Genomic DNA, 25,321 nt, shown 5'->3' with positions numbered 1-25,321 from the left:
CTGAAAGGTTGATTAATTATGGATAATTCACTACATGACAGATATGGATTAAAACGTGTCATAAATGCAAGTGGCAGAATGAGTATTCTTGGCGTCTCTGCACCATCTGATACAGTGATGGATGCAATGAAAACAGGCGGACAAAATTATGTGGAAATTACTGATTTAGTGGATAAGTCAGGCGAATATATTGCGGATATGCTGGATTCAGAATCTGCTCTTATTGTAAATTCAGCATCAAGTGGAATTGTTTTATCTGTCGCTGGATTGGTCACTAAAGGAAATAGAAGGTTGAGTGAAAAGATACATCAAGAAAAAATCATGAAAAATGAGATTATCATGTTGAAAGGGCAAAATGTTCATTACGGTGCTCCAATTGAATCAATGATCTATCTTGGTGGAGGCGAGCTAGTGGAGGCAGGATATGCAAATGAAGGAAAACAAGAACATATCTCCGATGCTGTAAACGAAAATACAGCGGCTATTTTGTATGTAAAATCTCATCATGCCGTACAAAAGAATATGATTTCTGTTGAAGAAGCTGCAGAGGTTGCTAAAGAAAAGAATATCCCGTTTATTGTTGACGCAGCAGCGGAAGAAGATTTGGAAAAATATGTGAAAATTGCTGATCTGGCAATTTACAGCGGATCGAAAGCTATTGAAGGGCCAACATCGGGTATTGTGGCAGGGAAAAAAGATTATGTAGAGTGGGTCAAAACACAGCTTCATTATATTGGAAGAAGTATGAAGGTAGGAAAGGAATCTACATTTGGCTTACTGCAGGCATTGGATGAGTATTTTGTAAAAAAAGATAATAGTGAAGCTGAAAAGGCGAGTTTAGAAGTACTGCAATCATTAAATACAATGGAAGGTGTCACTGCAACGATCGTTCAGGACGAAGCGGGACGCTCTATCTTCAGAGCACGTATCACCATTGATGAAGCTGTTACAGCTATATCAGCTAAGGAAGTAACGAATCAACTAAAACATGGCGAAATTGCTATTTATACTCGTGATTATGGTGTGAGACAAGGATTCTTTGATATTGATCCACGACCGTTACAAGAAAATGATAGTCAAGTTATTTATAGTCGAATCGTTGACATTCTAGGAGGAAAAGAAGTATGAAGAAGATAGATAAATTTTTTTATAAGGACCGTGTTGCTTTAAACGTTCTGGCGAATAGTATTGAAAATGCAAAGGAAGTATATGAAGCAGGAGAGGGAAAGGTACTAATCGGCGTACTATCGAAGAATTATGATACGGTGGAAGAAGCAGTAAGCGCAATGGGAAAATATGATGAAGCAATCCATGGGGCTGTATCCATTGGTTTGGGTGCAGGTGATAACAGACAGGCTGCAGTGGTTGAAAATATTGTGAAATCATATGAAGGGAGTCATATTAACCAAGTGTTTCCATCTGTCGGTGCAACCAGAGCGAATCTAGGAGAGAAAGAGAGCTGGATCAATGCTTTGGTATCTCCATCAGGAAAAGTTGGTTATGTAACTATTTCAACTGGCCCGTTAAGTTCCAATGTCGGAGAACAAGCTGTTGTTCCAATAGAATCAGCTATAGCGTTAATGAAAGATATGGGAGGACATGCATTAAAATTTTTCCCTATGAAAGGTCTCGCTCACCAAGAAGAGTTCCGTGCTGTTGCTAAAGCTTGTGCAGAAGCCGACTTTGCTTTAGAACCAACTGGCGGCATTGACTTAAATAACTTTGAAGAGATTTTGACCATTGCTCTTGAAGCCGGAGTACCAAAAGTCATCCCTCATGTTTATTCTTCTATTATTGATAAAGAAACGGGTAAAACCAATATAGAAGATGTAAAAAAACTATTAGATGTTACGAAACAGCTAGTAAATAATTATGCATAATGAACTGGCTCGTATCTCGATTAGCTACGAATAGAGCTAAAATATTCACCAATTTGTTAGTTACTAAGTAAACATAATTGAAAAAATATATACTATAGCCTGGTGTCCTTTAATGGTTCCAGGCTATTTTTCATCTCTCTTGGTAATATTTCTTGAAAGCCAACCAGTATCTTTTGTTTATTCTAAAGGATTTCTTGTTCAAGCATTTAAAAGAGATTTATTTTAAGACGGGAGAAAAAAGGTGACGCAGTAAGAGTTAATAAAATCCTACAGCTAAAACAAAAAAGCCGTCTATAAAGATAGACGGCTAAATAACAAAAATCAAAAGTAAAAATAGCACATGCTCCTGTATACATACTTTTAGTTTTAAGAAACACGGGTAACCCCTCTTCGAAACCAAGCAATAATTGCTGCAATAATCAAAGCAAAACCTAAATACCCCATCGTAGAATATACTTTGCCGACAAGCGTTGTAAAACCGACTAAGCTAGCTGCAAAACCAAGTAACCCAATAATCACAACGGCAGGCTTATAGGCTCTGCTATCAGGTGCGATAAATCGTACCGTGAAGGAGTAGAACATACCAACTGCTGTATTATACATCATGCCAAGCAATGCAATAGCCATCAGAATACCAATAAATGGATGGATTTGTTCTGCTAAGGCAAGTGTTGGCATGTCCATTCCTGCCACAACATCTACTTTCATGAACATCCCGATATGAATAAGGATAATCAATCCGCCAAGCATGATTCCTCCAAAAATACCTCCCCAGCCTGCAACTTTTCGGTCTTTCACGCCTCCGCTCATGACAATCAGTAATGCTGCTCCTGCTGCCAGATTATAAGATACATAGAGAAAGGAGCTTAACAGCCAGTTCGGTGCGGCAGAAGCTTGTTCCTTGGCGATTGCATCTGCTTCAGCCAGAGATAAATCCGTGGTGAAAATGGAATAGACCAAGATGATAAAGATAATCGCAATCAAGTAAGGTGTAATTGCTGCAATGATTCCGATAATCTTTTGTGTATTTAATAGCAATGTCAGGATAGTTAAAGTTACCATAATAATGCTGCCTGCAATGGTATTGATGCCAAACATCTGCTCAAAAGTAGAGCCGGAGCCTGCAAACATAACGACGGCTACTCCGAAAAGGAAGAAGGTAATTAAAATATCCAATATCGCCCCGATATAACGTCCGCCGATATGGTAGATTACCCCTTTATGGGAAGCTGCCTGCAAGTCTGTTCCCAGCTGGGCAAAGGTGAATCCTAGAAAGATAAAGAGGAGGGTGGCGACAATCCCGCCAACTGTACCCCATATACCAAAGCTGGTGAAGTATTGCATGACTTCTTGTCCTGAAGCGAACCCGGCTCCAACAATAAGACCAACAAAAGCACTTCCTATTTGAAAACTCTTTTTCATCTGATTATCTCCCTTATTTATAATCTTTCTTAACCACGGTATAGGCTTCTACAGCTTTCCGATCTACTTCATAACCGATTCCAGCTTTTGTCGGGACGGTGATATATCCATTTTCTGCAACAACCTCCGGAGCAATGATATCTTTTTCCCAGTAGCGGCTGGAACCAGCGGTATCCCCCGGTAAAATAAAGTTTGGCAGTGTTGTTAAAGCGATATTGTGAGAACGGCCAATTCCTGATTCCAGCATACCGCCGCACCAGACTGGAATATCATTTGCTGCGCAATAGTCATGGATTTTCTTCGCTTCGGTTAAGCCGCCGACACGGCCGATTTTGATATTAATAATTTTTGTACTTCCCAGTTCAACTGCTTTTCGTGCATCTTCCAGTGAGTGGATGCTTTCGTCTAAGCAAATCGGTGTTTGGAGTTCCTTTTGTAATTTTGCATGATCGATAATATCGTCAGATGCCAAGGGCTGTTCAATCATGGTCAGGTCAAAGGCATCTAACTGTTTTAATAGTTCGGTATCCTCTAAACGGTAGGCGGAGTTAGCATCTGCCATAATTGCTGTGTCCGGGAATTTCTCGCGTAATGTACGGATCACATCGATGTCCCAGCCAGGCTTGATTTTTACTTTCATGCGTTTATAGCCTTCTTTGATATAGCCGTCTACTAAAGCGATAAGATCCTCAATGGATTTTTGGATGCCGATACTGATGCCGACTTCAATCTTTTCTTTTCTGCCACCCAGCGCTTCAGCAAGGGATTGGTTGGTTTGTTGTGAGTAAATATCCCAGATAGCTCCTTCGAGGGTAGACTTTGCCATGTTGTTTTTTCGGATAGCAGCAAAGATTTCATTAACTTCATCCGGGTGCTTTAATTCTTTATTTAGGATAAGCGGGATTAAAAAATCCTCCAGCATATGCCAGTTGGTCTGCAGGGTTTCTTCGTTATACCATGGGGCATGGAATGCGACGGATTCTCCCCAGCCGACGGTTCCATCCGCATCCTTTGCTTCCAGTAATAAAAAATCTCGATTTGTAAATGTGCCAAAGCTGGTGGTGAAAGAAGCTTTTAGTTTCATTTGTAAATGACGAACAGTGACTTCAGTGATTTTCATCGTTATTTTCCTCCAAGATCTAAAATATCTTTTTTTACAAAAATGTATTCCCCATAATTTTCATAGGGTGCTAACCGTATAGCTGCGTAACCTGCTTCAAAGAGATTTTGGAACAGCTCTCGTGTCTTTAGTCTCCAGTCCATGGCGAGTTCTTGACTTGCTGCTTTCAGTCCTTGAAAATCCTTTGGCACACGAACGGAATAGGAATATTCCGTCAATTCAAGCGGTTCCTTCTCTTTCGTGAAAACGGGCAAACCTTCCTGATTAAAGGGTAACGTGTTCAGAGCCGTTGCATTTTCTGTATTTACGGATTGCTGCTCCATCACGTGTGGACTTTTCAAATGCCAATGGATTTCAAAGCGGTCTGAAGGGAGTCCTTTATTAAAACCATCCTGCATATTGCCGTAACAATTCTCAATATAGGTGTTACACATGCCGTTTAGTTTTGTTAGATTAAGATAGGCATTACGTGTCTCCAAAGGATCATATGTCCATTTCATCATGTCATAGCCTTTACGGATAGCAATCTCCCGCTGTTTTTGTTTCAGCATTTTTCCAATGCCTTGAGAACGGTATGCTTGATCCATCCCAAGCATATGAGAGCATAGATAGCTTTTGCCGTTATCGAAGCCTGCAAACCCATAGCTGAAGCCGACTAATTGATCGTCAGCATAAGCACCGACCATGATGCCGCCATTTTTGACTGCTGTAAGCGTCTGATGGGTGGGAATGGTAGCCATTCCCCAAATCCTTCCCTCCAGCTCCTGCATTTGTTCCATCTCGGCCATTGTTTTTAGTTCTTTACATTGAATCATTTTGTATCGCTTCTTTCTGTTTGTTGTAGTGCTAGGACAAGCGCCTGTGTGATAATTTCTGCTCCGGTTAGCAGGTGCTTTTGATTGAATGTCATTTCTGGATGGTGGAGCCCCGGTGTGACGCCGCACCCGAGACCAAGCATCGTTGTCTGCAGCTCAGGCTTGGAATACGTATAAAAATGAAAATCCTCTCCGCCTGGTGTGACCACGTCCGGCGCACAATTTTCTTCTCCAGCTACATTGATAATAGCTTGCTCCAAAATGGATTTTGCTGTATCACTTACTTGAGCTGCGACGATATGGGCATCTACATTGTAATCAATGGAAACATCGTATAGTGTACTTACCGCGCCTGCTGCTTTTTCAAATCCGGCTGTCAGAGCCTCCATGGTTTCGTTGGTTTGAGCACGGGCATCGATGCTAAAGGAAGCATTTCCTGGAATAATATTTGTTGAAGCACCGCCTCCCTGTATTTGAGTCATTTTAATGGAGGCTGATTCAGCAGGGCTAATCCAAATACGCTTGAGTCCATCAATCAGCGCACCTGCTGCTTCAATCGCATTCGCTCCCTGTTCTGGTCTTGCACCGTGCGCTTCAACGCCATGAATTTCTCCTGTGAAAAGCTTCGCTGCTCCATGATATAGTGCTGGAGCGTAGGTGCCGTCCTCTAATTCAATCAGTGGCCGGACATGTGCTCCAAATAGAAATTGGAGCGGATCCACAACACCTTGATCCACAAAAGCTTTTGCACCCTGTGCTTTTTCTTCTGCCGGCTGAAAAAGGATACGAACCGCTCCGGATAATGTTGGCTCCAGCTCTTTTAATAAAAGAACGACACCGATCGCTACAGTCATATGCCCATCATGGCCGCAGGAATGGTTCGCCTGGAATGCTCCATTAACCTTTTGCCATAGTGCATCTATATCCGTTCTGAATCCAACTGTGGGAGTACCTTTTCCAATGTCTACATATAACCCGGTCATATCAGGAAACGTTTGCGGATCCAACCCCTCGCTGCGCAGAAAATCCACAAGATATGCTGTGGTTTCTACTTCATTCCAGCTTATTTCAGGGTGCTTATGCAAATGTTCAAAAATCTGCTGTAAACGTTCGGCTAATTGTTGTTTTATCAATTTTCTCAACTCCATTTATCAGAAATAAAAGTATGATTAAAGTCATCATAATTGACGCGCTGCTTCTCATAATAATCCGGGTCAAATGTCATCATTCCAGTTACTACTAAGTTAAGGAAGGAAATAAGTGATGGCATCAGATCAATGGTTGATTTCTCTGTTTGCTCCAATACAAAAGCATAGGAGCAATGTTTTTGAATCGGCGCCAGCTTAGAATCGGTTATGGCAAGCACTGTTATTCCGCGTTTATGAAGCGTCTCCGCAATATGAATGGGTTCTTTAAAGTAACGGTGTAAGGAGATTGTGATGACGACATCATCTTCATCTATTTCCTGCATTGTTCGGATAAGCTCTGGCGTTTCTGTATGAATAATGGATACATTTGGCCGTAAAATATTTAAGGTGAAATGGAGCCAATGAGCCGGGAATTGTGATGCGCCAGCCCCGATAATATAGATATTTTTTGCTTCATGTAATTGTTGTGTTGCTTTATAAAATAATTCTTTATCTATTTGTTCAGCAATTCTGTCAATTTGAGTGATATCTTTTTGCATCGCCTTCTCAATGAGATGCTGATCATTAAACAGCTTCTTTTTTGCTGAAAAATAATTCCCAAGTGTGCTGACTGTATTTTGATTAAAAACAAATAAGGTAATCTTTTTCTGCAGTTCGGCATAGCCTTCGAGTCCAAGCGCATAGCAGAAGCGGATAACAGTTGTTTCACTTGTTTCAGCTTTCTTTCCAACTTCAGCTGCAGAATGTGTCCCGACAAAGGTTGGGTTATTTAACACGAAGTTTGCTACCTTCTGTTGTTTCTTTGATAAAGCATTAAAATGAGCCTCGATTAACTCTTTAATTGGCTGGATATCTTCCAAAAAGAAGTCCCTCCTTCATTTTGAATAAAAAAGAAGTTTAAACTTTTTAAAACCATATCATAAATAAGAAAGGATAACAAGTAATTTTCAGAAAAAATAATATAGAAACATTATTATGACAGTATAGTTGCTTGGCAATGAAGCTGGAGAAAAAAGTGCAATACTTATCTGATAGAAAGAGAAACTGTTTTTTCGTGATTTTTAATACGTCGTTCATACTTTTAAAAAGTTGCATTTACTAAGAAATAATTCATACGTATTAACATTGTAGATAAAATCATAGAAGCGTCCTAATCATCTTGTTTGATAAGTGGAGGGTTTAAACATTTCATTTTTCGGCTAAAAGTACATAGATATGCAAAAACAACAAAAAATAAATCGAGGTGAATCTAATTTGAGTGAAACAACAAGATATATCGGTCTAATAACTGCACCAGGTTATCCAAATGAAATAGGGGCAAGACTGCGAGAGGAATTACCGTCTTTATTGGAGTATTATGTAAAAGAAGAAATCGATTGGAAAATTGATTATATAGAAGATCCCTTGATTGGCGGTGGCGCCGAATCAAAGGAAATACTGGAAGCTACCAAGAAGAAGAAAGAAGAAAAGGAATGGGATTATGCTATTTGTTTAACTGACATTCCTTTGTTTATAGAAAAGCGCATGATTGTTGCAGAAGCAAATGAAGATGAAAATATTGCATTGATCAGCATGCCCAGCTTCGGTTCTACTTTAATGATCAGACGTTTGCGGGAATCTATCATGCAGCTGGTCAACGAAATGTATTATGGGAGCTCAGATGAGGCAAGAGAGCGTTCTGCAGAGCGGATTGAATCAAAGCGCAGCAAGCACAAGGACGTAGATATAGATGACTCTAAAAACCTGATGACGAATAAATTTTTTGGTTGGCTATCCCCAATCAAGCGTGAAGCACCGGATGATAGGGAAGAAGATTATATGGATGTTCGTTTTACAGTAGGGCGTGGAGGCAGTATTTCTATCCGCTTAATGGGTGGAATGGTGCGCGCAAATCGTCCATGGAATATGTTTCCCGCATTTTTGAAAATCCTGACTATTGCTTTTGCCACGGGTTCTTATGCGTTGGTTTTTCCGACATTGTGGCTGTTAAGTGAGCATTATACGATTTTAAGGATGTGTCTGCTTACTATATTTTCTGTCATAGCAATGACGCTATGGATTATTTTGATTCACCGATTATGGGAGAGGAAGCGGGATCAGAGTAATGATTATACACGGAGGCTTTATAACGCAATAACATTTTTAACTTTATTGATTACCGTTTGTATTTATTATGTCATGCTGTTCTGTTTATTCCTTGTCGGCGTATTTGTTTTTATTCCAATGGGAATGCTGGAGGAGCAGCTTACGAGTGACCCTGGCTTAATTAATTATTTCTATATTGCATGGATTGCTGCCAGTGTATCCACGGTAATCGGTGCGCTTGGTACAGCGTTAGAGGATGAGGATGTTGTGCTGAATGCGACGTATGGCTATCGTCAGCGACAGCGTCATGAACAGCTGAAGAAGAAAAAAGAGAATGAAGAGGATGAAGATAAAGAGAAGGAATCTCTGTCTAAATGATATAAAAAAGAGACTGTTTTTTTCAAAGCAGGTCTTCTGTTTGATAATCCCTATCCAAAACAGGAAAGAATGGTTATTATTTTTCTCCTGTGTATGAATAGGGATTTTATTTTAATATCTGATTTGTTGACATTACTGTCCTTAGGAAAAACAGATAGCTGTTGTAATTGCTTTCATATTTTGAAATAATAGTTTCGAATTGAGCTGGTTCATTACACTAGCTGGAAAAAAGTCTATAGAAATTCATTTTTTTAACTTTTATGTTCCACCTTAAAAATACGATGAGAATGAGAATCAAAAGGAGCGTGTATGTATGAAAGCTTTGTTGTTGAAAGAAAAAGAGGATATGTTCATTCAAGAAACTGAAAAACCAGTGATTCAACCGGAAGAAGTATTGATTGAAGTAAAATATTGCGGTATCTGTGGAACGGATGTACATATTTTTCATGGGGAACCAGGTTCTGCTGAAGTTACACCTCCGATTGTCTTAGGGCATGAATTTTCTGGAGAAGTTGTTGAAATAGGTGCATCCGTCTCCGGCTTAAAACTGGGAGACCATGTTGCTGTGGATCCCAATATTTATTGTGGTAAATGTACGTATTGCCGCCAAGGGAGGGTACAGCTATGCGAAGACCTCTCTGCTGTTGGGGTAACGCGAAATGGCGGGATGGAACAATTTTGTGCTGTTCCAGAGACTGCTTGTCATCTTTTAGATAAGGAGCTGCCTTTGGAAGTTGGCGCTTTGGCAGAACCATTAAGCTGTGTACTTCATGGATTTCATCAAATCAGCGAGATTCAGGCGCGTACGAAGGTATTGATTATTGGCGGAGGGTTTATTGGATCTTTATTTTTACAGACTGTCCAGCTAAAGAATCCAGCTAAAGTCGACGTCTGTGAAATTGATGTAAATAAACATGCGCAGCTGAGTGAGTTGGGTGCGGACCGTCTATTTCAATCGACAGATGATGTAGCGGCAGAGTATGACCTCGTGATTGAATGTATCGGCAAAAAACAGACCATAGAGGCAGGTATCCATAAAACTGGAAAAGGGGGTGAGGTACTTCTTTTTGGAGTGCCATCACCAGAAACGCTTGTTGAGTTCCCTGCTTTTGATGTGTTCAGCAAAGAGTTAAAAATGGCCGGTTCCTTTATCAATCCTTTTACAGTAGAAGAAGCTGTTTCCTTGTTAAATCAACAAAAAGTGCAGGTTACACCGCTGATTTCACATACGCTGCGTTTAGAGGAAGTACCAGCTGTTTTAGAGAATTATGGGGATTACGGGATTACGAAGGCTATTGTAAAGCTGTAATCGATTTATTACTTTAAAAACTAATTTCTATTTATGACAAAGCCTTTCATTTTCCCCTGAATTATTGAGGCAGCTGAGAGGCTTTTCTTTGCGTTTTTTAATAACCGATTAGTCCTCTTGCTGCTCCATCTTCCACTCACTAAATTTCCGGACAATAATATCAAAAACAATATGAAAGGGCAGAAAGCTGGAGTTGTCTACCTTGTTATATAAATAAAACGGCGTGCTGTTTACATAGATATTAAACATGGCATTTTGTGCCAGGAAATTATTTCGCAATGTCGTCACGCTGATATATTTAATATTTCTTGTTTTGAACATATGGATGATTTCGTCCAGATTTTTCGATTCTCCAGATAGAGAAATAATAAATATAAGGTCCTCTTCCCCAAATTCATCAATGCCATCTGTTAAGTCTCGTTCACTTCGCAATATGAGAGACTTCTTATGGAGAGACCATAACTGTCTTTGTACGTTATTGGCTATATCCTGCTGAGCCGTCCCCGTACCATAAATATAAATAAAACTTGCTTCGTCGATCAACTCATTTAATTTGTGGAAATTTAACTGTTCCATATATTTCATGGTCTGTTGTATATCCTGGTTCAGCAGCTCCATTAAATCCTTGGAAGTATCTACCTTGTAAATATTTAATTTAATATAAGCTTTCAAATCGCTGTAGCCGTCTAGACCAATTTTTCTAGCCAGCCGATGAATGGAAGAGATAGAGGTATGGGCATAATCTGCCAAGTCCTGAATTTTCATTGCTTTCATTTCATCAATATGGTTGTGAATTGTATTAATGATATGCAAATCATTCTCATTCAAGTCCTCATAGTATTCATTCACCAATTTATCCAGAATCATTTGATTCATCTCCTTGTAATGAAAATGTTTTCATTCTATGAAAATATAATCTAATGTTACTACGTTATTTCTGAATGCGTCAAACCTATTGGAATTTGAAAGCGCTCCCTATATATTGGAATTAGAGATTAAAACAAAGGAGTTTTTGTTCATGAATGCAATCAAGCGGTTTGGCAGTGCAATGATTGTTCCCGTTCTTTTATTTGCGTTCTTCGGTATTGTTGTCGGACTGGCAACATTATTTAAAAATCCCGCTATTATGGGAGGTATCGCTGAAGAAGGAACAATGTGGTATAACATCTGGACCATTATTGAAAGTGGCGGGTGGACGATTTTTGATCACATGGAATTGGCTTTTGTGATTGGTTTACCGATTTCACTTGCAAAGAAAGCGCAAGCACGTGCAACACTTGCGGCATTGATGGTTTATCTTGTTTTTAATAATTATATCAATGCGATTCTGACACTTTGGCCATCGACCTTTGGTGTTGATTTATCCCAGGGTGTTGAAAATTTAACAGGTGTGAAAGAGATTGCTGGTATCCCTACATTAGATACAAATATCATTGGAGCTGTTGCCATATCTGGTATTGTGATTTGGATCCATAATCGTTTTTATGATAAGAAATTACCTGACATGCTGGGTATTTTCCAGGGACTTGTATTCGTTACCATTATTGGATTTTTCGTTATGATTCCGTTTGCTTTACTTATTGCATTTGTATGGCCATATGTTCAGCAGGGGATTGGTTCCTTACAGGGATTCATTACTCAGGCAGGCTATATCGGTGTTTGGCTGTTTCATTTCCTGGAACGCGTTTTAATTCCTACAGGGCTGCATCATTTTATCTATACGCCGTTTGAATATGGACCGGCAGCTGTCAATGAAGGGTTAAAACCATATTGGATTACGCATTTAAATGAGTTTGCCAATTCAACTGCAGCATTAAAGGATCTTTATCCATATGGATTCTTAATGCAGGGAAATATTAAGATGTTTGGCTGTCTGGGTATTGCGCTGGCAATGTACTATTCTACACCGAAAGCGAACCGAAAGAAGGTACTTGCGCTTGTATTGCCAGCCACATTAACAGCCGTATTTGCAGGAATTACTGAACCGCTTGAATTTACATTCCTGTTTATCGCACCATACCTATTTGTGATTCATGCGCTTCTTGGAGCGACCATGGTTACGATTATGAACATGTTTGGTGTTGTTGGAATGATGGGTTCTGGATTTATTGAGATAGCAGCATTGAACTGGATTCCGCTCTCTTCTAATCATGGAGGGATTTATATAGTCCAAGCGATTATCGGGTTGATCTTTGTAGCACTGTACTTTGTCCTATTCAGGTGGATTATTTTGAAGTTCGATATTGCCTTGCCAGGTCGGAAAACGGATGAGGAGGCTAAATTGTACACGAAACAGGATTATCAAAATGCTAAAAAAGAAGAAGAGACTGATAATCAAGAAATTGCAGCTGCAACATATGATTCTGAATATGAAGAGAAGGCGGTCTATTATTTAGAAGGACTTGGCGGTAAAGAAAATATTAAAGATGTCACCAATTGTGCAACACGTCTGCGTGTCACAGTAAAGGATCCTGACTTGGTCAAAGGAAATGATTACTTTACCAAAAATCAGATGGCTCATGGAATAGCTCAAAGCGGCCAAAGTATACAGGTCATTGTAGGCTTGAGTGTACCGCAAGTGAGAGATTCCTTTGAAACAAAACTTTAAAAATATATCAGGAGGCGTTTTAAAATGAAAAAATTTAACATTACGATTGCTGGAGGCGGAAGTACATTTACACCGGGGATTATTTTGATGCTGCTGGATTATCTGGATGAATTCCCGATTGATACAATCAAACTCTATGATAATGATGGAGACAGACAAAAAACAATTGCAGATGCATGTGAGATTTTATTAAAAGAACGTGCGCCGGAAGTGAGTTTGCTAGCTAGTACCAATCCAGAAGAGGCATTTACCAATGTTGATTTTGTAATGGCACATATCCGGGTCGGCAAATATGCGATGCGTGAACAGGATGAGAAAATTCCATTGAAGCATGGAGTGGTAGGACAGGAAACATGTGGCCCTGGCGGAATTGCTTATGGAATGCGTTCGATTCCGGGAGTATTGGAACTGGTCGATTATATGGAAAAGTACTCTCCAGATGCCTGGATGCTGAACTACTCTAATCCGGCTGCCATTGTTGCCGAGGCGACTCGCAAATTAAGACCGAATTCTAAGATTTTAAATATTTGTGATATGCCAATCGGGATTGAAGAATTAATTGCCAAAAGCTTAGGTTTGTCCTCTCGTAAAGAGATGGAGGTAAACTATTATGGTCTGAATCACTTTGGCTGGTGGACAGATATTCGTGATAAAGAAGGAAACAGCTTGATGCCTCAGGTGACAGAGCATGTCAGCAAGTATGGATATACCATGGGCGGACAGGATATCCCTGGAGAAGAAGCGAGCTGGAACAGTACATTTAAAAAGGCGAAAGATGTACAAGCATTAGACGCAGCAACAGTACCTAACACGTATTTAAAATATTATTTATACCCTGATTATGAAGTAGCACATTCCGATAAGAACCATACACGTGCGAATGAAGTGATGGAGGGCCGTGAGAAGTTTGTATTCGGAGAATGTCAGGCAATCATTGACAAAGGAAGTGCGGAGGATACCAGGCTTGAAACGGATGATCATGCTTCCTACATCGTTGACTTGGCAAAAGCAATTGCCTTTAATACAAAAGAGCGCATGCTGATGATTGTAGAAAATAATGGAGCCATCGTTAACTTTGATCCAACTGCAATGGTAGAGGTTCCTTGTATCGTTGGCAGCAATGGTCCAGAAAAACTGGTTGTCGGCGAGATTCCGAGATTCCAAAAAAGCCTGATGGAGCAGCAGGTAGGCGTAGAAAAATTAGTAGTAGAAGCGTTTGAAGAGGGTTCTTACCAAAAATTATGGCAGGCAATCACCTTATCTAAAACCGTGCCAAGTGCCAAAGTAGCGAAGGATATTTTAGATGATTTGATTGAAGCGAATAAAGCGTTCTGGCCAGAGTTGAAATAGTTTCTGACATACAGGCAATAGGAGTGGAGACGCTCCTATTGCCTGTTTTATGTGGTATTGTCGGGCTTTTAAATTTTTTCGCCTGTACGCATTTTCATCATTGAAAAGTTACAATACACCAAAAAGTTGCTGCCCGAACGTATGTCTAGTTATGGTAAAATAAAAGGTATTATTAAATAAAGCAGAATATTCAATTCAACCACAGTCAATATATCATATGGGGAGAGAAAAAGTAATGCAGAGAAAATGTATTATTCTAGGGCTTGCTATACTTATTTTTGGGCTGATTGGATGCAGCAGCAATAATAATCATGCCAGCAAGGAGACGCAGGAAGCTGCAGCGGATGATTCACGTGAAACAGTGACGGAAAAAGAAGAAGTATCAAATGATGCAGACCAAAAAGCAGAAGAACCAGAGGGAAATAAAGCTGATGTTAAAAGCCAAGATGCAGACGAAGAATTAAAGGAAGACATGACAGATGAGAAAACGCTAGAAGCCGACATAGGGACGGGAACGGGTGAATCTGAAACAAATGGTGAAGAACAGGAGGATGCAGCATTTCTATCACCAACTTCCACAGAATACGATATAGAAAAGGTAGAAAAACATGGGGAGTGGGCTGAGATTTCTGCAGAATATCCCGTGTTTGGCACAGAAGAAGCAGATAAAGCGATTGAGATGGAAGCCAAGAAGCATTTTGAAGAATTTGAGACGGAATTTGAAGAAAACGAGAAGCTGCTTGCAGAAATTTCGTATGAAGGAGGAGAAAGTCTTTATTTTTGGGAACCGACTGTAACGGATGATTATATCTCCTTTATGTTTGGACATGTTATGGATTTTGGCGGGCCGCATCCATATACGTATCAATATCCTTTTAATTATGATTTAAAGAACCAAAGGGAATTATCGATACAAGATTTTGTGAAAAATGAATCCCAGCTTAGTAATCTTGGTGATTTAATATATAATAAGCTGGAAAATGAGGGGCCGGAATTAGATATGCTGGAAGAGGCAACACAGCCGGAATGGGATAATTTTCAGCGCTTTATTCTAATGGAAGATTCGATTATTTTTCATTACGAGCACTATGAGCTTGGACCATATGCTTACGGAGTGTTTGATGTAGAGGTAACATTTGATGAACTGAATGAACTTTGATGAAAAACTGGCATTCTATTGGCTGGAGAATAGAATGCCAGTTAGCTTTGTTGGAGAGGTGAATTTGTTTGGTTCTCTTTTTGTATATCTTTCAAGAGAATTTATTTCTAAAGCAAGCATATCTATATACAACACAAACCATGCTGTATCTATTCCAGATTATAGCAGTCTTGACATCCTAACCCACCATGCTATGATTTTCTTTAAAGAGGGACATGAAATAGTGCATTGCAAAGGGGGATTTATTAATTGGTGAAGAGAAAGAAAGTCTACGAAACATTACCTAAGAAAAAAAGATTCAGTAAAAAGAAAATATCAATCGGTATATTAGGATTTATTGTTGTCCTGGGTCTTGCTGTTACTTTGTTTGTAAACGGATACATAAATAAATCACTGCCAACCACAGAGGGGACGGTGGAGCTTTCCATTCTTGAGAAGGAAGTAACGGTGATAACGGATGAAGACGGGGTTCCGCATATTCAAGCAGATAACGCCCGTGATTTATATATTGCACAGGGCTATATTCAGGCAGATCGGCGAATGTTTCAAATGGAGCTCTCTCGAAGGCAGGCATCGGGGACGTTGAGTGAAGTCGTTGGGGAGGATGCGGTCAATCAGGATAAGTATTTCCGAACGCTGGGATTAAGAAGAGCAGCGGAGGAATCGTATGAAGTGTATAGGGATGAGTCAATAGAAGTTTTGGAAGCCTTTGCCGATGGAGTAAATGCGTATATGGAAGAAGCGAAGGAAAGTAACAGCCTGCCGATTGAGTTCACATTAATGGACTTTGAACCGGAAGAATGGACGCCGGTGGATTCGTTAACGATTGGAAAATTTATGGCGTTTGATCTTGGCGGACACTGGGAGCAGCAGGCTTTTAATTATTATTTGTTGAATAAATATGACGCGGAAAAGGCATATGAATTATTCCCTGCTTATCCAGAAAACAGGCCGACAATCATCCAAGAGGATGAACTGGATATTGCAGCGAGCTTTGAGAATGCGGTAATTCCCCATCCTTTTAATGGCAGTAATAACTGGGTGGTCAGCGGAGATAAAACAGCATCTGGCCTGCCGCTATTGGCAGATGATCCACATCTTGGACTCGCTACTCCGTCGATTTGGCTGCAAATGCACTTAGAATCTCATGACGGGTTGAATGTGGGCGGTGTTATTTTTGCCGGAGTTCCGGGGATTATTCTTGGCCATAATGAACAGATAGCCTGGGGCGTGACCAATACAGGTCCAGATGTACAGCAGTTATATATTGAAAAGCGCAACCCTGATAATCCAAATGAATTTTTATACGAGGATGAATGGGAAGAAGCAGTAATGATTGAAGAGCCCATCAAAGTAAAAGACGCAGAAACCATTGCTTATGAAGTGACTGAAACACGTCATGGTCCCATTGTTTCCGAATTTGCGGAAGATACCGGTGCGGAGACCGTGCTTTCTTTAAGATGGACGGCATTGGATCCAAGTACCGAATTAGAGGCAATTATGGAGATGAACCGTGCTGCCGATTGGGAGGAATTTGAAGAAGGGCTGGAGAAGTTTCTTGTTCCCGCACAGAATTTTGTGTTTGCATCGAATGATGGCACGATTGCCTTTAAAGCAAATGGCAAAATCCCTGTTTATGAAGATGGGAAAGATGCTTTACTGCCGCTGAATGGCTGGGAAGCGGAGAATGAGTGGCAGGACTTTATTCCATTCGATGAATTGCCTTCGGTTGTTAATCCGGAGAAGGGTTTTATTGCAACGGCTAATAATAAGGTTGATCCAGATGATTATCCTTATCATATCAGTAACGTGTGGGCACAGCCTTATCGCTATGAGCGGATTGCGGAGGTACTGGAATCAGGGGATGATTTCACCATAGAAGAAATGCAGGATTTGCAAATGGACCAGACTGACTTAAGAGCACGGGAATTTGTTCCTTTATTTCAAGACGTCCTAGCGGATGAAGCATTAACAGAGCAAGAGCAGGATGCGGTCCAATTATTGGCTGACTGGGATTTTGTTATGGATAAGGACGCACCGCAGCCGCTTATCTTTGAACGTTGGATGCGGGAAATTCAAAATCATATCTACCGTCAAGAAATACCAGGCACCATGCGGGGGTTATTCTCCACCCAATCCCAAGCAACGGAAAATCTGCTGCGCACAGCTTTTCATGGAGAGGATTCCATATGGATAGAAGAAAACGGCGGATTGGAAGAAGTGTTGGCCAATTCGCTGAAAACAACTGTAGAAAAACTGACGGAGGAACATGGAGAAGATATGTCTGCCTGGACATGGGGTGATTATCATCAGGTGCAATTTAACCACCCATTATCAGGCATCAGCCCATTTTTAGCGTTTTTCTTTAATCGTGAAGATGCTCTGCCCGTTGGAGGAAGCGGCGTGACGCCCATGGCTGCCAGCTATCATTCCGAAACAGGCGAGGTCGACCACGGTGCTTCCTGGCGGTTTGTAATAGATACGAACGATATGCATGCCGGGTATCATATTGTCGGTCCAGGTCAGGATGGTCATTTCAAGAGTGAATGGTATCAGAATCAAATGAGCGACTGGGTGGAAGGGAATTATCATGAGACGAGGCTGGATGAGACTTCGGGTCTGGAGCTGACGTTGACTCCAGAGGAATGAAATACAATGAGCGATTAGAATGAAAAATAATGATCCTCCGCTAGCTGTTTCTGTACGGAGGAGTCATTATTTTTTTGTTGATGGAAATCATCAAAAATAGATACATTACTAGGTTTAATCTCCTTGTGCTGTGGTTTTTTAAGATCACAAAGGCTTTAATTATGAAAATAATGAAATAATTAATCTGTATTATAGTATAATTGTAGTAGGTTAATCGATGCAAATTATAAAAGTACTCCCCTCATACTTATGCGAGGAGAAAGGAGAGAGCAATGGATATTTGGCCAATCCTTTTGCTTACAGCAGGATTAATGGCATTCATCATCTATTTATCAGTCGTAGTCAGCAGGTTATTTTTTGTAAAAAAAGAGGCAATTACACCTGGCACAGCAAGTTTATTATTCATTAGCTTTATTTTAGTATCGAGCAGTTTTTATATGGTTTTGACAGAGAAAAACGGTATCCTTCCACTTAAGAATATGACGTCGTCTATAGCAGAGCAGCGGAATGATGAGGGGGAGAATATGCAGCCGCTGAATCAGAATAATAAAATGAAAACGGATTTATTAAATGCATGTCTACAGAGGGACGGTATAGATATGCTTTTTGAAGAAATTCCTTTTCAAGTTCTGGATGTTTCTCTGCTGGAGGAGGAATGGGGACAACAGGAGGAAACGCTATTTACAGAAACGAATATCGTCGCCAGATTTTCTATAGGGGATGATGATGTTATGTTAATAGAGGATGCTGTTAAGGGAAGTTCTGAAAAAACGCTGATGGAGCAATTTGATTGGGAGAGTCTGGATAGGGATGTGCTGGATTCTTGTTTAGCTGAGATTGGAGAATTAGAATAGTAGTCAGGGGAAAAGCACCTATCAAATTGCATTTGGACGTTTCATGCTGATAGGTGCTTTCAGTTATTCCTTAGAAATAATCAACTCTGTCTTAACCTCGTCAAATCCCCTTATCACCTCTTCTCTCACTTTCTGATCCGTCACAACATAATCAACCTCATCCAGTCCGGCAATATTCACCGTTACATTCCTTCCAAATTTTGAACTGTCCGAAGCAACATAGACTTCATGAGAAATATCAATAATCTTTTTACGGGCAAGCGCTTCTTCCACATTGTAATCCGAAATTCCTTTTTCCATTGTAATGCCGCTTGCACAGATGAATGCTTTTTGTATGTTTAACTGATGAAAGTTAAATAAATAATCATAGGTGACAACAGAGCGTTCATTCTTTCTGACCTTTCCCCCAATAACGATGAGCTCGACATTGCTGTTCATTAATTCAAGTATGACAGGGACAGAGTTTGTAATGACAGTCAGGTTTCGTTTCTCTTTAATATATCTTGCAATTTGATACGTCGTCGAACCGCTGTCCAAATAAATACAGTCTCCATCCTCGATATGTTCATCGCATGTTTTTGCAATTGCTGTCTTTTCCTCTAGATGGCTGATCATGCGTTCTTCCATGGAAACTTCACCAAACTTTGGTTCTGCCAATTTGACGCCACCGTATATTTTTTTGATTTTTCCCTGTTCGGCAAGCGCACTGATATCTCTTCGCAATGTATCAATAGAAATTCCCATTTCTTCCCGAAGCTCAGGCATTTTCAGTACTTTTTTAACTGTTAACAAATCAATTATTTTCTTTTGTCTCTCAACTGGAAGCATTTTATCCTCCTCATGTAACGTTGTTATTAGTCTATTCTTTAAAGCTAGTTTACGGATAATTTGCAGGATAATCAATCGGTTTTTATAAAAAATTGAATGAAACATGCATAAGTATAAAAGTATATAGTTATTATTTATGCACAAATTATGCTTAATTTATATATAATTTACATACTCTTAATAAAATAACTGATTTATCTTAATACTTATTTTATATGATAGGGGTAACTCAGAGGAGGTGGTCATGTTGTTAGAATTACAGAATATCAGCAAACAATTCGACCAGAAAATCGTATTAGAAAATATCAACCTTACAATTAATAGCGGTGAAATTGTATCACTGCTTGGACCGAGTGGAAGCGGAAAGACAACTTTATTAAATATTATCTTGGGACTGACTAAGATTGAGCAGGGAAAAGTTATTTTTAATGACGAGGATGTAAGTCATGTAGCTATGAAAAATCGCGGTTTTAATATTGTCTTTCAAGATTACGCGTTATTTCCACATTTAAACGCTTATGAAAATATCGTCTATGGATTACGCAATAAAAAAGAGGGTGCTTCAGCAGAGGACGTCAGGGAGTATATTGATTTCTTAGAGCTGAAGCCGCATTTGAAAAAGAGAATTGGCGAGCTGTCAGGCGGACAGAAGCAGCGGGTTGCCTTGGCAAGAACGCTTGTAACGAAGCCGAAGCTGCTTCTTTTGGATGAGCCGTTAAGTGCGTTAGATGGTGTAATTAAGGAATCAATTAAAGAAAGAATTAAGTCGATTGCCAAGAAATTTAACCTGACAACGATTATCGTGACGCATGACCCGGAGGAAGCTTTAACGATCTCCGATAAGATTTTGATTATAAATCAAGGAAATATCTCACAGTTTGGAACACCATTTGAAATTATTAACCAGCCGAAAAATGATTTTGTAAAGGAGTTTATCCTGAGACAGCTTCAAATTAAGCGGCAAAATATCTTTCATCTGTTTGGTGAAAAGTATGCGTAATGCAAAACCAGAAATACGGATTATCTTTATCATCATCCTATTACTCTTTTTTGCTTTTCTGTTCATTCCATTGATTGTTTTATTTCTTCGTTCATTTATGACGGAAGACGGAGGGATAGGGCTTTCAAATTATATAGCATCTTTGACCAATGACGCCTTAATCCATGCAATAGGAAATAGTTTCAAGGTTTCCGGTGTTACAGCGATTATCACAACGACGCTGGCATTTGCTTTAGCATATGCAGTGAACTGTACGAAAATCTATCAGCCTTTAAAGGGTGCTGTCAAAATCGGTATTCTTATTCCCATGCTGATTCCTACGATTACTTACGGGTTTGCTATTATGTACACCTTTGGAAATCAGGGGTTACTGACAAAGCTTTTTGGCAGAAATTTATTTGAAATCTATGGCTTCAATGGGCTGCTGATTGGATATGTTATCTATACATTGCCGGCGGCTTTTCTATTAATCCATAATTCGTTTAAATATATCGATAAGAAATTTATCATTGTGTCGAAGCTAATGGGCGACAGAACCTTAAGAAGCTTTTGGAACACCGTTACCCGTCCATTGTTAGGTGCCTTGGGGGGAGCGTTTGTTTTATCGTTTATTCTCAGTTTCACAGACTTCGGCATCCCGGCGTCTTTAGGCGGTACGTATGATGTTGTTGCCACACAGCTTTATCAAGCGATGCTTGGATCAATTCCTGACTTTAGTGAAGGTGCTGTGATTGCTGTACTGATGTTATTTCCTGCTGTCATCGGAATTTTTCTGCTGAACTATCTGGAGAGATTTAATTTTCATTATGATAAGTTCAGTGAAACAGAAATAACGTCAAGCAAATTTAGAGACAGCTTTTATGGCGTTATTTCTGCGATTATTTTGCTGGGGATGCTTTCTATATTTGCAGTCATGTTTATTACACCATTCGTGACGGCTTTCCCTTATGATTTAAGCTTTACATGGGAGCATATCGCTGGTGTTTTCCAGTCCAATGACCTCGTTTCGGTGTATAAAAATTCACTGATTGTTGCTGTTTTAACAGCTGTATTGGGAACGGTTATCGCCTATGGGTCAGCGCTTCTTAATGCACGTACCAAAGTAAAAGGGAGGCAAACCGTCGATGTCTTTTCGATGATTACCAATACAGTGCCTGGTATGGTTCTTGGTTTATCCTATTTGCTGCTCTTTAATGGGAGCAGTTTAAAAGGAACCTTTCTGATTATTGTTTTATGTAATATCATGCATTACTTTACAACGCCCTATTTAATGGCGAAAAATGCCTTAACAAAAATGAATCCTGGCTGGGAGACCTCCGGAGAATTATTGGGGGACAGCTGGGTCAAAACGGTATATCGCGTTATTCTGCCAAACTCCATATCTACCGTTTTAGAGATGTTCAGCTACTATTTTATGAATGCAATGGTTACAATCAGCGGTGTTATCTTTCTGGTATCCGCTCAGACAACGGTTGTCGCAAGTAAAATTAATGAACTGCAGCATTTTGCCCAGTTCAATGAAATATTCGTTTTATCGGTGCTTATATTCTTAACCAATTTATTAGTTAGATCGGTATGTGAAGTTCTTCAAAAAAAAGTAGAAATTTATAAGAAGTGAGGGGAAAACATGTTGAACACCATGAAAAAATCGATCATCGGAGCAGGAATGGCTTTAGCGTTTACCTTAGCGGGATGTGGTGCGCAAGGAAGTGACGATGTTGTGATTTATACCAATGCAGATGAGGAAGCAACCGCAGCAATGGAAACAGCATTGGACGCTGCAGGCTATGAAGGAGAATATATTTTGCAATCGCAAGGTACATCCGAACTGGGAGGTAAGCTGCTGGCAGAAGGAGATCAAATAGAAGCAGATGTGGTTACCATGAGCTCTTATTTCCTGGACAGTGCCCAGGAACAGAATGAGATGTTTGCGGACTTAACCTTTGAAGCAGAGGCATTAGAAGAGCACCCGTCTTATTATACGCCGGTTTTAGGAAATACAGGTGCTATTTTTGTAAACACGGAAGTACTCAAACAGCATGGTTTGGAGTCTCCAGAAAGTATTGCCGATTTAGCAAAGCCTGAATATGAAGGTCTTGTATCGATTCCGAACATTGAGGACTCTTCCACAGCATGGCTGATGGTACAGGCGGTAATCAGTGAATATGGAGAAGAAGAGGGGAAAGCAATTCTCCAAGATTTAATCGCAAATGTAGGACCACATCTGGAAAGCTCTGGTTCAGGTCCAATCAGCAAAGTACAGGCAGGGGAAGTTGCTGCCGGGTTCGGACTGAGACATCAGGCAGTTGCAGCGAAGGAATCTGGAGCACCAATTGATTTTGTTGATCCGGCAGAAGGGAACTTTTCACTGACAGAAGCAGCAGCAGTTGTAAACAAGGAGGATGACGAAAAATCACAAAAAGCAATGGAAATGGCAGAGGTCATTTCAACAGATGCAAGAGAAGAGCTGTTAACTTATTATCCGGTAGCACTTTATAAAGGAGAAACGGTTGATGAAACGCATGAACCGGCGCATCCTAAAACATTTGACCAGCCATTAAATGTAGAACTATTGGAGCAGCATCAAGCATTCTTTAACTCTGCCAAGTAGGGAATTGAATGAAGTTATTAAGAAAATCACAAAGGGATTACAAAGTTAAAGCCTTCCTAATCTGTAAACAAGGAGCGATGTATTTTGGAACAATATAAATTATTAACACCGGGTCCATTAACAACCACAAATACGGTGAAAGAGGAGATGCTCTTTGACCGCTGCACATGGGACCAGGACTACAAGGATATCACTCAGAAAATCCGTATGCAGCTGCTTCAGCTTGCGAAGGCTTCCCCAGAGGATTATACAACAGTATTGATGCAGGGAAGCGGAACATTTACTGTGGAATCGGTGATGACCACAGCCATGAATAATCAGGATAAAGCATTGATTATCACGAATGGTACGTATGGGGAAAGAATCGTGAAAATGGCAGATTATATCGGTTTACATTATAAGCATTACGATGTTGCTTACAATGCCTATCCCGATGAATTGGAGTTAAAGTACATTTTAGAGAATGATGCTGCAATTACGCACGTGGTGATGGTGCATTGTGAAACAACAACCGGCATATTGAATCCATTGGAAAGGGTATCCAGACTTGCTAAAGCTTATCAGAAAACACTGATTGTTGATGCGATGAGCAGTTTCGGAGGTATTGAGATGGATATTCCGGCGTTAGGAATAGATTTTTTGATCAGCAGCGCAAATAAATGTATTCAGGGAGTGCCTGGATTTGGATTTGTTATTGCGAAATTGGATAAATTACAGGCCTGTGAAGGGAATGCAAACAGTCTATCCTTAGATTTATATGATCAATGGAAGGAAATGAATAAGGACGGAAAATGGCGTTATACCTCGCCAACCCATGTAGTAGCAGCATTTTCTAAAGCTATCGACGAATTAATGGCAGAGGGAGGAATACCGGCCAGGTTCCAGCGCTATCAGCGGAATAATCAGCTGCTGCGAGAAGGTTTAGAACAGCTTGGATTCCAACCGTATATCCCGGGGGAGAGACAGTCACCAATTATTACAACATTTCTATTTCCAAATGATACATTTGAATTTGCAGACTTTTATCATTATGTGAAGGAAAGAGGCTTTGTACTTTATCCAGGCAAGCTGACAGAAATAAATACATTCCGGGTAGGCAATATCGGAGAAGTCTATGAAGAGGATATAAAAAGATTATGCAATGTCATCCAACAATATATGGGAGCAGTGGTAAAATGAAAAAAGTAGAAGGCATTATATTTGATTGGGCAGGGACAACGATTGATTTTGGCTGTTTTGCACCGGTACACGCATTTGTAACAGTTTTTGAAAATGCGGGCATTGAAGTTACCGTAGAAGAGGCGAGAGAACCAATGGGATTAACAAAGATTGATCATATTCGGACGATGCTATCTATGCCGAGAATTACAGCATTATGGAATGAAAAGTACGGCCAGGAATTCACCGAACAAGATGTAGAGAACTTATATGTTGGTTTTGAAGCTGCTCTCTTAGAAACATTAGCAATGTACACAGATCCGAAACCAGAGGTACTGGAAACGATAGAACAGTTAAGAAGTCAAGGCCTAAAAATCGGCTCTACCTCTGGCTATACGCAAAAAATGATGGATATTGTTGCTCCAGAAGCAGAGAAAAAGGGATATCATCCAGACTTTTATATGACAGCAGACGGGACAAGCGGAATGGGAAGACCATATCCATATATGATTTACCGAAATATGGAAGCATTGAAATTAACAGCAGCTGGTCATGTCGTCAAAGTGGGAGATACGATTCCGGATATCGATGAGGCGTTAAATGCTGGTGTTTGGGCTGTTGCGGTTGTTGTCGGCAGCTCAGAAATGGGGCTAAGTGAAGAAGAATTTGACGCGTTATCTGAAGCGGAGCAGGAGGAATGGATTGCTCGGGTAGAGAATACCTTTATAGAGCGCGGGGCTGATTTTACGATCCGGACTATTGGTGAGCTGCCTGGGGTTATTGGGGAGATTGAACGGCGGTTTATGGAATGAATATGCTTTAGGTTTGTGATTTTTTTAAATAGAATATAAATTTTAAAATAGCTGTGTTTTACTTTTCTCAAAGTATGGAACACGGCTATTTATATATCTCTTTTCAAAGGGACAATGGACTTTTTGCCCCGCTAT

22 protein-coding genes are annotated in these 25,321 nt (G+C 40.1%); 15 read left to right on the top strand and 7 right to left on the bottom strand.

Annotation, left to right across the window (positions count from 1 at the left end):
• Nucleotides 1–18 precede the first annotated feature (18 nt).
• Both ACW0TQ_RS12945 and dagF read left to right on the top strand, forming a co-directional pair.
• Nucleotides 19–1,128, top strand: a complete 1,110-nt coding sequence (locus ACW0TQ_RS12945) for a DgaE family pyridoxal phosphate-dependent ammonia lyase (RefSeq protein ID WP_455725748.1) — start codon at nucleotides 19–21, stop codon at nucleotides 1,126–1,128.
• Nucleotides 1,125–1,880 carry a 2-dehydro-3-deoxy-phosphogluconate aldolase gene (gene dagF / locus ACW0TQ_RS12940; protein WP_455725747.1) on the top strand — a complete coding sequence of 252 codons (756 nt, stop codon included), beginning with the start codon at nucleotides 1,125–1,127 and terminating at the stop codon, nucleotides 1,878–1,880. The genes ACW0TQ_RS12945 and dagF overlap by 4 nt, the downstream gene beginning before the upstream one ends.
• Before the next feature lie 366 nt (nucleotides 1,881–2,246).
• On the opposite strand, the gene ACW0TQ_RS12935 is transcribed toward dagF, so the two are convergent.
• The 5 genes from ACW0TQ_RS12935 to ACW0TQ_RS12915 are packed head-to-tail and all read right to left on the bottom strand — an operon-like array spanning nucleotide 2,247 to nucleotide 7,245.
• Nucleotides 2,247–3,302: a YkvI family membrane protein gene (locus tag ACW0TQ_RS12935; protein ID WP_455725746.1), complete on the bottom strand. Its 1,056-nt coding sequence runs from the start codon at nucleotides 3,300–3,302 to the stop codon at nucleotides 2,247–2,249.
• 13 nt (nucleotides 3,303–3,315) lie between these two features.
• Nucleotides 3,316–4,422 carry an o-succinylbenzoate synthase gene (gene menC, locus ACW0TQ_RS12930; RefSeq protein ID WP_455725745.1) on the bottom strand — a complete coding sequence of 369 codons (1,107 nt, stop codon included), beginning with the start codon at nucleotides 4,420–4,422 and terminating at the stop codon, nucleotides 3,316–3,318.
• Nucleotides 4,423–4,424: 2 nt separating this feature from the next.
• Nucleotides 4,425–5,237, bottom strand: a complete 813-nt coding sequence (locus tag ACW0TQ_RS12925; RefSeq protein ID WP_042528877.1) for a GNAT family N-acetyltransferase — start codon at nucleotides 5,235–5,237, stop codon at nucleotides 4,425–4,427.
• Nucleotides 5,234–6,385: an amidohydrolase gene (locus ACW0TQ_RS12920; protein WP_455725744.1), complete on the bottom strand. Its 1,152-nt coding sequence runs from the start codon at nucleotides 6,383–6,385 to the stop codon at nucleotides 5,234–5,236. The genes ACW0TQ_RS12925 and ACW0TQ_RS12920 overlap by 4 nt, the downstream gene beginning before the upstream one ends.
• On the bottom strand, nucleotides 6,376–7,245 hold the full coding sequence (locus ACW0TQ_RS12915; protein WP_455725743.1) for a MurR/RpiR family transcriptional regulator: 870 nt from the start codon (nucleotides 7,243–7,245) through the stop codon (nucleotides 6,376–6,378). Before ACW0TQ_RS12915 ends, ACW0TQ_RS12920 begins: the two co-directional genes overlap by 10 nt.
• Nucleotides 7,246–7,639: 394 nt before the next feature.
• Between ACW0TQ_RS12915 and ACW0TQ_RS12910 the strand changes: the two genes are divergently transcribed.
• Nucleotides 7,640–8,848 (top strand): hypothetical protein, encoded by a 1,209-nt coding sequence (locus ACW0TQ_RS12910; RefSeq protein WP_289584521.1) that lies wholly within the window; start codon nucleotides 7,640–7,642, stop codon nucleotides 8,846–8,848.
• A 313-nt stretch (nucleotides 8,849–9,161) separates the two neighbouring features.
• Entirely contained in the window at nucleotides 9,162–10,157 is a 996-nt protein-coding gene (locus ACW0TQ_RS12905; RefSeq protein ID WP_455725742.1) for a zinc-dependent alcohol dehydrogenase family protein, read from the top strand.
• Between the two features lie 108 nt (nucleotides 10,158–10,265).
• Here ACW0TQ_RS12905 and ACW0TQ_RS12900 read toward each other — a convergent pair whose 3' ends face one another.
• Entirely contained in the window at nucleotides 10,266–11,024 is a 759-nt protein-coding gene (locus tag ACW0TQ_RS12900) for a MurR/RpiR family transcriptional regulator (protein ID WP_343771024.1), read from the bottom strand.
• 151 nt (nucleotides 11,025–11,175) lie between these two features.
• Here ACW0TQ_RS12900 and ACW0TQ_RS12895 point away from each other — a divergent pair, with 151 nt between their 5' ends.
• From ACW0TQ_RS12895 to ACW0TQ_RS12870, 6 genes are all read left to right on the top strand, one after another.
• Nucleotides 11,176–12,765: an alpha-glucoside-specific PTS transporter subunit IIBC gene (locus ACW0TQ_RS12895; protein WP_455725741.1), complete on the top strand. Its 1,590-nt coding sequence runs from the start codon at nucleotides 11,176–11,178 to the stop codon at nucleotides 12,763–12,765.
• 24 nt (nucleotides 12,766–12,789) lie between these two features.
• Nucleotides 12,790–14,115 carry a 6-phospho-alpha-glucosidase gene (locus ACW0TQ_RS12890; RefSeq protein WP_042528890.1) on the top strand — a complete coding sequence of 442 codons (1,326 nt, stop codon included), beginning with the start codon at nucleotides 12,790–12,792 and terminating at the stop codon, nucleotides 14,113–14,115.
• Nucleotides 14,116–14,350: 235 nt separating this feature from the next.
• A complete protein-coding gene (locus tag ACW0TQ_RS12885; protein WP_193063695.1) occupies nucleotides 14,351–15,274 on the top strand; it encodes an RsiV family protein in 924 nt (307 codons plus the stop codon).
• The gene (locus tag ACW0TQ_RS12880) at nucleotides 15,264–15,530 is read left to right on the top strand and encodes a hypothetical protein (protein WP_368901040.1); all 267 of its coding nucleotides are present in this window, start codon (nucleotides 15,264–15,266) and stop codon (nucleotides 15,528–15,530) included. Before ACW0TQ_RS12885 ends, ACW0TQ_RS12880 begins: the two co-directional genes overlap by 11 nt.
• Nucleotides 15,527–17,923 carry a penicillin acylase family protein gene (locus ACW0TQ_RS12875; protein WP_455725740.1) on the top strand — a complete coding sequence of 799 codons (2,397 nt, stop codon included), beginning with the start codon at nucleotides 15,527–15,529 and terminating at the stop codon, nucleotides 17,921–17,923. The genes ACW0TQ_RS12880 and ACW0TQ_RS12875 overlap by 4 nt, the downstream gene beginning before the upstream one ends.
• A gap of 272 nt (nucleotides 17,924–18,195) precedes the next feature.
• Entirely contained in the window at nucleotides 18,196–18,777 is a 582-nt protein-coding gene (locus ACW0TQ_RS12870; RefSeq protein WP_193063693.1) for a hypothetical protein, read from the top strand.
• Between the two features lie 63 nt (nucleotides 18,778–18,840).
• Here the strand turns inward: ACW0TQ_RS12870 and ACW0TQ_RS12865 are convergent, their stop codons facing one another.
• Nucleotides 18,841–19,605, bottom strand: a complete 765-nt coding sequence (locus ACW0TQ_RS12865) for a DeoR/GlpR family DNA-binding transcription regulator (RefSeq protein WP_042528902.1) — start codon at nucleotides 19,603–19,605, stop codon at nucleotides 18,841–18,843.
• 247 nt (nucleotides 19,606–19,852) lie between these two features.
• On the opposite strand from ACW0TQ_RS12865, the gene ACW0TQ_RS12860 reads away from it, so the two are divergent.
• The 5 genes from ACW0TQ_RS12860 to phnX all read left to right on the top strand — a co-directional run bounded on the left by ACW0TQ_RS12860 (nucleotide 19,853) and on the right by phnX (nucleotide 25,186).
• On the top strand, nucleotides 19,853–20,605 hold the full coding sequence (locus tag ACW0TQ_RS12860) for an ABC transporter ATP-binding protein (protein WP_455725763.1): 753 nt from the start codon (nucleotides 19,853–19,855) through the stop codon (nucleotides 20,603–20,605).
• Nucleotides 20,598–22,223: an ABC transporter permease subunit gene (locus ACW0TQ_RS12855; protein ID WP_226894854.1), complete on the top strand. Its 1,626-nt coding sequence runs from the start codon at nucleotides 20,598–20,600 to the stop codon at nucleotides 22,221–22,223. Before ACW0TQ_RS12860 ends, ACW0TQ_RS12855 begins: the two co-directional genes overlap by 8 nt.
• A 9-nt stretch (nucleotides 22,224–22,232) precedes the next feature.
• Nucleotides 22,233–23,216: an extracellular solute-binding protein gene (locus ACW0TQ_RS12850; RefSeq protein WP_226894851.1), complete on the top strand. Its 984-nt coding sequence runs from the start codon at nucleotides 22,233–22,235 to the stop codon at nucleotides 23,214–23,216.
• 84 nt (nucleotides 23,217–23,300) lie between these two features.
• Nucleotides 23,301–24,395 (top strand): 2-aminoethylphosphonate--pyruvate transaminase, encoded by a 1,095-nt coding sequence (phnW, locus tag ACW0TQ_RS12845; RefSeq protein WP_193063691.1) that lies wholly within the window; start codon nucleotides 23,301–23,303, stop codon nucleotides 24,393–24,395.
• Entirely contained in the window at nucleotides 24,392–25,186 is a 795-nt protein-coding gene (gene phnX / locus ACW0TQ_RS12840; RefSeq protein WP_455725739.1) for a phosphonoacetaldehyde hydrolase, read from the top strand. Before phnW ends, phnX begins: the two co-directional genes overlap by 4 nt.
• Nucleotides 25,187–25,321 lie beyond the last annotated feature (135 nt).

The sequence above is a fragment of the Oceanobacillus sp. M60 genome (genome assembly GCF_053839645.1).
This window is presented reverse-complemented; position numbering and strand designations above follow the sequence as displayed.

Coding starts and splice junctions, on each gene's coding strand:
- ACW0TQ_RS12945 (WP_455725748.1), top strand. CDS start 19: ATGGATAATTCACTACATGACAGATATGGATTAAAACGTGTCATAAAT.
- dagF (WP_455725747.1), top strand. CDS start 1,125: ATGAAGAAGATAGATAAATTTTTTTATAAGGACCGTGTTGCTTTAAAC.
- ACW0TQ_RS12935 (WP_455725746.1), bottom strand. CDS start 3,302: ATGAAAAAGAGTTTTCAAATAGGAAGTGCTTTTGTTGGTCTTATTGTT.
- menC (WP_455725745.1), bottom strand. CDS start 4,422: ATGAAAATCACTGAAGTCACTGTTCGTCATTTACAAATGAAACTAAAA.
- ACW0TQ_RS12925 (WP_042528877.1), bottom strand. CDS start 5,237: ATGATTCAATGTAAAGAACTAAAAACAATGGCCGAGATGGAACAAATG.
- ACW0TQ_RS12920 (WP_455725744.1), bottom strand. CDS start 6,385: ATGGAGTTGAGAAAATTGATAAAACAACAATTAGCCGAACGTTTACAG.
- ACW0TQ_RS12905 (WP_455725742.1), top strand. CDS start 9,162: ATGAAAGCTTTGTTGTTGAAAGAAAAAGAGGATATGTTCATTCAAGAA.
- ACW0TQ_RS12900 (WP_343771024.1), bottom strand. CDS start 11,024: ATGATTCTGGATAAATTGGTGAATGAATACTATGAGGACTTGAATGAG.
- ACW0TQ_RS12895 (WP_455725741.1), top strand. CDS start 11,176: ATGAATGCAATCAAGCGGTTTGGCAGTGCAATGATTGTTCCCGTTCTT.
- ACW0TQ_RS12890 (WP_042528890.1), top strand. CDS start 12,790: ATGAAAAAATTTAACATTACGATTGCTGGAGGCGGAAGTACATTTACA.
- ACW0TQ_RS12885 (WP_193063695.1), top strand. CDS start 14,351: ATGCAGAGAAAATGTATTATTCTAGGGCTTGCTATACTTATTTTTGGG.
- ACW0TQ_RS12880 (WP_368901040.1), top strand. CDS start 15,264: ATGAACTTTGATGAAAAACTGGCATTCTATTGGCTGGAGAATAGAATG.
- ACW0TQ_RS12870 (WP_193063693.1), top strand. CDS start 18,196: ATGGATATTTGGCCAATCCTTTTGCTTACAGCAGGATTAATGGCATTC.
- ACW0TQ_RS12865 (WP_042528902.1), bottom strand. CDS start 19,605: ATGCTTCCAGTTGAGAGACAAAAGAAAATAATTGATTTGTTAACAGTT.
- ACW0TQ_RS12855 (WP_226894854.1), top strand. CDS start 20,598: ATGCGTAATGCAAAACCAGAAATACGGATTATCTTTATCATCATCCTA.
- ACW0TQ_RS12850 (WP_226894851.1), top strand. CDS start 22,233: ATGTTGAACACCATGAAAAAATCGATCATCGGAGCAGGAATGGCTTTA.
- phnX (WP_455725739.1), top strand. CDS start 24,392: ATGAAAAAAGTAGAAGGCATTATATTTGATTGGGCAGGGACAACGATT.